Raw genomic sequence first — 6863 nt, 5'->3', positions numbered from 1 at the left:
GGACCACCCGATCATCGCCGCGCTCCCGCCTCAGGAGGATGCGCATGGCTGAATCGGCATATGCTGACACGGTGCCCTCGGCCGAGGTCGATGTCATCGTCGTCGGCGGCGGTCCGGCCGGCCTGTCCGCAGCGCTCAACCTCGGACGCTCGCGTGCGTCCGTCGTCGTCGTCGACGCGGGGCGCCCGCGCAACGCGGCGACGCTGAAGTCGCACGGATTCCTCACGCGTGACGGCGTGCCGCCGCTCGAGCTGCGCAAGCTCGCCCGCGGCGAACTGGCCGCCTACCCGGGCGTCACACTGCTCGACCGCACCGTCGTCACAGCCCTGCTGCCGACGGATTCCGGTGACGGCATGCGGTTCATCGCCGCCCTCAAGGGACCGGCCGGGCGCACGCCGCCGGCCTTGGCGGCGCGCTCGGTGATCGTGGCGACGGGGCTCCGCGAGACACTGCCCGCCATCCCGAGCCTCCGCGCCTTCTACGGCATGACGATCTTCAGCTGCGCGGCCTGCGACGCGTGGGAGCTGCAGGACCAGCGGCTCGCTCTCATCGGCGAGACGCCCGACCTCGCGGCCCGCGCGCGCCTGATCTCGCGCTGGACGGATCGGCTCACGGTGTTCACCAACGGCGCGGATGTCGTCGACACCGTCGAGGAGGCCGAGCTCGCGGCATCCGGCATCGTCGTCGAACGACGGGCGATCGACGACCTCGAGGGCGACCGGGGAGCGGTCTCGGCCGTGCGGCTCGCAGACGGCTCGCGCGTCGAGATCGACGGCGGCTTCGTGCGGCCGCAGTGGCAGCCGGCGCTCGACTTCCTCGCGGGGCACGACGTCGAGCGCGAGACGGACGGCACCCTCGTCGTCGATCGCTCGGGACGCACCTCGGTGCCGGGGCTCTACGCGGCGGGGGATGCCGCCTCCCCCGGTCCGCAGCAGCTCATCGTGGCCGCGGGCCAGGGTGCGCGTGCGGCCGCCGTCCTCGTGCACGACCTGGTGGGCGTGCGCACGGCCCACTGACACGGGGCCTTCTCGCGCCGAGTCGCCACTTCGGGCGACCTCGCCAGCGCGGACCTCAGCGGCGCGTCTGCTCGGAGCCGGAGAGCCTCTGCGCCAGATAGATCGGCACGATCGACACCAGCACGAGGACGACCGCGATGACCGACACGACCGGCGCCTGGTTCGGACGGAACATGTTGTTGAGGATGTAGATGGGCAGCGTCGTGACGCCCGAACCCGCCGTGAACGTGGTGACGATGATCTCGTCGAAGCTCAGCGCGAAGGCGAGCATGCCGCCCGCCAGCAGCGCCGAGCGCAGCTGCGGGAACGTGACGAGACGGAAGGTCGTCCACACGCCCGCGCCCAGATCGGCAGACGCCTCCTCGAGGTTGGTCCCGGTGCGCCGCAGACGCGCGATGACGTTGTTGAAGACGGTCACGATGCAGAAGGTGGCGTGGGCGATCACGACGGTCCAGATCGAGAGCGGCACCCCCATGATCGTGCGGAAGAAGTTGTTCAGCGCGATGCCGGTGATGATGCCGGGGAGCGCGATGGGCAGGATGATCAGCAGGGAGATCGACTCACGGCCGAAGAAGTCGAAGCGCTGCAGCGCGAACGAGATGAGGGTGCCCAGGATGAGGGCGATCACCGTCGCGATGATGGCCACCTGCACGCTCGTGAGGACGGCGTCGAGTGCGCCCGCGCTCTGGAAGGCCTTCCCCCACCATTCGAGGGTGAGCCCCGGCGGGGGCCAGGTGAGCGACGTGGAGGTGGAGAACGAGTTCACCAGCACCACGAACAGGGGCAGGTAGACGACGAGCAGGATGACGCCCGTCACGATCGCGAGGATCACCCGTGCCGGCGTGGAGAGTCGCATGCGGTGTCCTAGAGGTTGTTCAGCGCACCGGTGCGACGCACCAGCGCGAGGTAGCCGAAGATGATGACGATGGGGATGAGGGCGATCGCGGCCGCGAGCGGCAGGTTGCCTGCCGCGCCGATGTTCGCGTAGATGAGGTTGCCCAGCATCTGGTTGGCCCCGCCGACGATGTTGACGGTGATGTAGTCGCCGAGCGAGAGCGAGAAGGCGAAGATCGTGCCCGCGATGATCGCAGGGAACGCCATGGGCAGCACGACGCTGCCGATCGTCCGCCACGTCTTGCCGCCGAGGTCGGCCGACGCCTCCAGCAGCGAGTCCGGCACCCGCTCGAGGCCGGCCCAGATCGGCAGGATCACATACGGCAGCCAGAGGTAGGAGAGGGTGATGACCGTGGCAGGCAGTCCGTAGCCGGGCGTGTGCAACCCGAACGGAGCGAGGATCCACTCGAGGATGCCCTCCTGCGAGAGCACCGAGCGCCACGCGTAGGCCTTGACGAGGTAGCTGGCCCACAGGGGCATGAGGATGGCGATGACGAGGATCCGCTGCATCCGCGGTGTCGCCACCTTCGCCATGTAGAACGCGATCGGCAGCGCAATGGCCACGTCGATGAGCGTCACGAGCAGGGCGACGCCCACGGTCCGCAGCGTCACCGTCTGATAGAGCGTCCCCGTGATCACCGTGACGATGTTGTCGAGCGTCCACTCGATGACGATCTCGTTGGTGAACGGGTCGACGCGCCAGAACGCCGTGATCAGCAGCAGGACGAGCGCGACGATGTAGACGACGACGAGCCAGAAGAGGGGCGCGGCGAGCAGCAGCGACAGTCGCGTCCTGGGGTGCGTCGTGAGGAACGACGAGACGCCGCGCGTGAGGCGGTGGAAGGCGTCGCCGATGCGCCTGGCGATCGACCGGTGCTTCGGCGCCGGCGTCTCCGGGGCGTGCGCCGGCGGCGCGGAGGTGATGGTGTCGGTCATCGGAATCCTCGGGCAGACCGGGGACGGCGCGGTTTCGCGACGCCGCCCCCGGTGGTCGGGGGCGTCAGCCCTTGATCTCGGTCCAGGCCTCGGTCCACTTGGCGTAGTCGACGCATTCGACGTCGGTGCGCCCGTCGACGCACTCGGCGATCGGTGTCGTCCAGTACCAGATCTGCGACGCGTACTCCTCGTCGCCCGCGTGGTACGCCTCGCAGTCGTCGCGGTAGTCGCACGCCTCCTGGCTCGACGGCGCCTCGCCGAAGTAGGCGGTCGCGGCGGCGTTGGTCTCGGGGCTGGCGATCCAGTCGAGCCACGCATACGCGCAGTTCGGGCTCTTCGCCTCGGAGGCGATCATCCAGGTGTCCGACCAGCCTGTGGCGCCCTCCTCGGGGAGGACGACCTCGGTGGTCGCGTCGCCGCCGGCGAGCACGTTCTGAATGACCTGCCACGTCGTGCCGGCCACCGAATCGCCGGTCTCGAAGGCCTGGATCTCCTTCAGGTAGTCCGACCAGTACTCACCGACGTGCTCGCGCTGCGCCTTGAGCAGGTCGACGGCCGCCTGGAACTGCTCTTCGTCGAGCGCGTACGGGTTCTCGATTCCCAGCTCCGGCTGGTGGGTCATGAGATAGACGGCGGCGTCGGCGATGTAGATCGGCGAGTCGTACGCGGTGATCTTGCCCGAGTACTCGCTCGCGCTGTCGAACACGATGTCCCACGACGTCGGGGCCGGAGAGACGACCTCCGTGTTGTACAGGAGCAGGTTGGCGCCGTAGCCGTGAGGCACCCCGTAGGACTGCCCGTCGACGGAGTTCCACTCCTTCTCCTTGAGGAAGTCGTAGATCCCCTCGTAGCTGGGGATGAGCTCGGTGTTGACGGGCGCCACGTCGCCGGCCGCGATCAGGCGGAGTGTCGCGTCACCGGAAGCGGCGATCACGTCGTAGTCGCCCGTCTTCATGAGGTTGACGGCCTCGTCGGAGGTGCCGTAGGTCTTGGACGTGACCTCGCAGCCGGTCTCCTCCTCGAAGCCGCTGACCCAGTCGACGGCGGGATCGTTGCTGCCGTCCTCGACGTATCCCGGCCACGCGAGGATCGACACCGAGCCCTCGTAGTCGCCGAGCTCGTCGGCCTGCTCGGACGGCGCCGCGCTGCCTCCGCCGGAGGTGCCGCATCCGGCCAGGACGGCGATCGCGCCGATCGCCAGCGCGGTGCCGGCGATCCGCTTGCCGTGTGATGAGTGCAACATGGGTGTTCCTCTCGGTGTGTTCGAAACTGCTGTGTTCTCCGGGGCGTTCGCCCAGGCTCGTGCCGGCTCAGGTGCCGGGTGGGATCAGGGAGACGACGTCGGAGTCGTGCCAGGTCACGTGCACACGGTCGCCGCGCACGTCGTCGGCGTCGCGGGTGCGGTCGTTGCGTTCGAGGACGGTCACGCGCATCCCGGCATCGAGGTCGATGACCCGACGGATGCCGCTGCCCACGTAGATGGACTCGACCAGCGTGCCCGGCGCCGACCGCTCGCCCTCGCCGGTGGCGGCCTCCGAGCGGAGGGAGAGCTTCTCGGGGCGGATGGAGTGCTCGCCGCTCCGGCCGATCAGGGCGGCCGAACGGTCGGGATCGAACAGGTTCGACGTGCCGACGAAGTCGGCCACGAAGCGTGAGGCCGGCCGCTCGTACAGGTCCCACGGAGTGCCGAGCTGCTCGATCCGGCCGTCGTGGAAGACCGCCACGCGGTCGGAGAGCGTGAGCGCCTCCTCCTGGTCGTGCGTCACGAAGATGAAGGTGATGCCGAGATCGCGCTGGATCTGCTTGAGCTCGACCTGCATCTGCTCGCGCAGCTTGAGGTCGAGGGCGCCGAGCGGCTCGTCGAGCAGCAGCACCTTGGGCTGGACGACGGTGGCGCGAGCGAGCGCAACGCGCTGGCGCTGGCCGCCCGAGAGCTGCGACGGTTTGCGGGTCGCCATCTGGTCGAGGCGCACGGCGGCGAGCGCCTTCATCGCGCGATCGCGACGCTCGGCGCGCTTCACACCGCGGACGCGCAGGCCGTACGCCACGTTGTCGAGCACGTTCATGTGCGGGAACAGCGCGTAGTCCTGGAACACCGTGTTGACGTCCCGATCGAAGGGCGCCTTCTTGGTGACGTCCTGCCCGAAGAGTTCGATCGTGCCGGCGGTCGGCTGCTCGAAGCCCGCGATCAACCGGAGCACGGTGGTCTTTCCGGAGCCCGAGGGTCCGAGCATGGAGAAGAACTCGCCCGCCGCGATCTCCAGGTCGACATGGTCCACCGCGGTGACGCTGCCGAACTCCTTGGTGAGTCCGGTCAGCCGGATGGCGGCTTGATGCTCGATCATTGACCTCTCCTTCGATGTCGATGCAACTAATCATATGGATCCATATGTCAAAAGATGATCCCCCGTGTTACGGTCGTGTCACGGTTGGGGAAGACGGGGTTCCGGCCGGGAAGGATCGCCTGATGCCGCACGCCACAGGACGCGTCGACGCCGCCCGGGCCGTCGTCTTCGCTCCGCTCGACGGCACGGGCCGTGCCGAGCTCGTCGAGCAGCGGCTCACCGACGCGATCGTGAGCGGCGTGCTCCACGACGGCGAGCGACTCCCCAGCGAGTCGGATCTCTCGCGCAGCCTCGGGGTCGCGCTGGTCACCGCGCGCGAAGCACTCGAAGGCATGCGCGACAAGGGCTTCGTACGCACTCGCCGCGGCCGTGACGGCGGAAGCTTCGTCACGTACGACCGCGATACGGCGATGCGTATGCTGGGGCGCAGGTTGCGTGAGACCAGCCGGATCGAGCTGCGGGACCTCGCCCTGCACACATCCGCGATCGCCGGGACAGCGGCCGAGACAGCGGCCGACCGGGCGACGGATGACGACATCCAGAGCCTGACCCGCATCGCCGACGGGGCCGACCTGTCGACGGCCGGCGGGGCACGCCGGGCCGTGAGCCGATTCCAGCTCGAAGTCGCCGCCGTCAGCCAGTCGCCCCGTCTCGTCCACGAGGAGATGCGACTGCAGAGCGAGGCAGGGCCGCTCTTGTGGATGTGCCTGCGTGAACAGGAGTACCGTGACCGCAGTGCGCTCGCGCGCACGCAGATCATCACCGCTATCGCCGATGCCTCACCCGACTCGGCCCGCGCGGCGACGATCACCCACATAGACAGTGCGTTCGAATGGCTCATCGACGAGCGGGCGCGGATCGAAGCGCTCGCGCTGGATGAGGCATCCGCTTCGCCCGCGGAGGAGGAGATCGCATGACCACCATCGCGACTCGATCGCAGGCCGAGGTCGCCGCGGGCGTCGCCGCCACGATCGATGGCATCTTCGCCATGATCGACGGCTGGCGGGCGCTCCTCGAGCGAAGCCTCCGGGCGGACGATCCCTTGACGGCGGTCTTCGTCGATCCGGTGGTGGAGTCCTTCGCCGTGCCGGCGGTGTCGGGCGACACGCTGCTGACGGGCGCCGGCTTCGTCGCCGCACCGGGAGCACTCTCCGACGCCGAGTGGCACCTCGCATGGTGGCTCGGCGGCAACGGGACGTCGCCCGGTGTGCGCCGCCTCGCCACCGTCGACGACCCCGCTCACGAACAGTTCCGCGACTATACGGCTCTCGAGTGGTGGCGTGTGCCCACGCTCAGCGGCAGCCGTCATCTGACCGGGCCGTACGTCGACTACGTCTGCACCGACGACTACACCGTGACGATCACCACGCCCGTCCTCATCGACGGCGAACTGGTCGGCATCGTCGGCGCCGACGCGCTCGTCGATCGCCTCGAGCGCGAGCTGCTCCCCGCGATGCGCACGGGTGCGCGCCCGGCGACGCTCGTCAACGCGTCGGGTCGCGTCGTCACGTCGACCGACGCCCGCAGAGAGCCGGGCTCCATCCTCCGCATCGACGGACTCACCGACGCTCTTCACGACCCCGCAGGCCTCGAGATCGCGCTGGCCTCCGGCGCCGCGGTCGTGGCGTGCGGCGACACGTCGCTCGCGCTCGTGCTCCACTGAAGCACGCTC

General features: G+C 69.1%; 7 protein-coding genes. 3 read left to right on the top strand and 4 right to left on the bottom strand.

Going from position 1 to position 6863, the window contains the following annotated elements; translation table 11 throughout:
- The first annotated feature begins 44 nt into the window (after positions 1-44).
- Complete coding sequence (locus OB08_RS02795; protein WP_461471885.1) at positions 45-1016, top strand: NAD(P)/FAD-dependent oxidoreductase; 972 nt, start codon at positions 45-47, stop codon at positions 1014-1016.
- 55 nt (positions 1017-1071) lie between these two features.
- Here OB08_RS02795 and OB08_RS02790 read toward each other — a convergent pair whose 3' ends face one another.
- The 4 genes from OB08_RS02790 to OB08_RS02775 form a co-directional block, all read right to left on the bottom strand.
- Positions 1072-1872, bottom strand: a complete 801-nt coding sequence (locus tag OB08_RS02790) for an ABC transporter permease (RefSeq protein WP_461471883.1) — start codon at positions 1870-1872, stop codon at positions 1072-1074.
- An 8-nt stretch (positions 1873-1880) separates the two neighbouring features.
- A complete protein-coding gene (locus OB08_RS02785; RefSeq protein WP_461471881.1) occupies positions 1881-2846 on the bottom strand; it encodes an ABC transporter permease in 966 nt (321 codons plus the stop codon).
- Positions 2847-2910: 64 nt separating this feature from the next.
- Entirely contained in the window at positions 2911-4089 is a 1179-nt protein-coding gene (locus tag OB08_RS02780; RefSeq protein WP_461471879.1) for an ABC transporter substrate-binding protein, read from the bottom strand.
- A gap of 67 nt (positions 4090-4156) precedes the next feature.
- Positions 4157-5191, bottom strand: coding sequence for an ABC transporter ATP-binding protein (locus OB08_RS02775; RefSeq protein ID WP_461471877.1), 1035 nt, complete (start codon positions 5189-5191; stop codon positions 4157-4159).
- A 122-nt stretch (positions 5192-5313) separates the two neighbouring features.
- On the opposite strand from OB08_RS02775, the gene OB08_RS02770 reads away from it, so the two are divergent.
- Positions 5314-6108, top strand: a complete 795-nt coding sequence (locus OB08_RS02770) for a FadR/GntR family transcriptional regulator (RefSeq protein ID WP_461471875.1) — start codon at positions 5314-5316, stop codon at positions 6106-6108.
- Entirely contained in the window at positions 6105-6854 is a 750-nt protein-coding gene (locus OB08_RS02765; RefSeq protein WP_461471873.1) for a PDC sensor domain-containing protein, read from the top strand. Before OB08_RS02770 ends, OB08_RS02765 begins: the two co-directional genes overlap by 4 nt.
- Positions 6855-6863 lie beyond the last annotated feature (9 nt).

Source organism: Microbacterium sp. HJ5, assembly GCF_054824025.1.
This window is presented reverse-complemented; position numbering and strand designations above follow the sequence as displayed.

What these genes read in the sequence shown, in the direction of transcription:
- OB08_RS02765 (WP_461471873.1), top strand. Translation starts at nt 6,105, where the DNA reads ATGACCACCATCGCGACTCGATCGCAGGCCGAGGTCGCCGCGGGCGTC.
- OB08_RS02795 (WP_461471885.1), top strand. Translation starts at nt 45, where the DNA reads ATGGCTGAATCGGCATATGCTGACACGGTGCCCTCGGCCGAGGTCGAT.
- OB08_RS02785 (WP_461471881.1), bottom strand. Translation starts at nt 2,846, where the DNA reads ATGACCGACACCATCACCTCCGCGCCGCCGGCGCACGCCCCGGAGACG.
- OB08_RS02770 (WP_461471875.1), top strand. Translation starts at nt 5,314, where the DNA reads ATGCCGCACGCCACAGGACGCGTCGACGCCGCCCGGGCCGTCGTCTTC.
- OB08_RS02775 (WP_461471877.1), bottom strand. Translation starts at nt 5,191, where the DNA reads ATGATCGAGCATCAAGCCGCCATCCGGCTGACCGGACTCACCAAGGAG.
- OB08_RS02780 (WP_461471879.1), bottom strand. Translation starts at nt 4,089, where the DNA reads ATGTTGCACTCATCACACGGCAAGCGGATCGCCGGCACCGCGCTGGCG.
- OB08_RS02790 (WP_461471883.1), bottom strand. Translation starts at nt 1,872, where the DNA reads ATGCGACTCTCCACGCCGGCACGGGTGATCCTCGCGATCGTGACGGGC.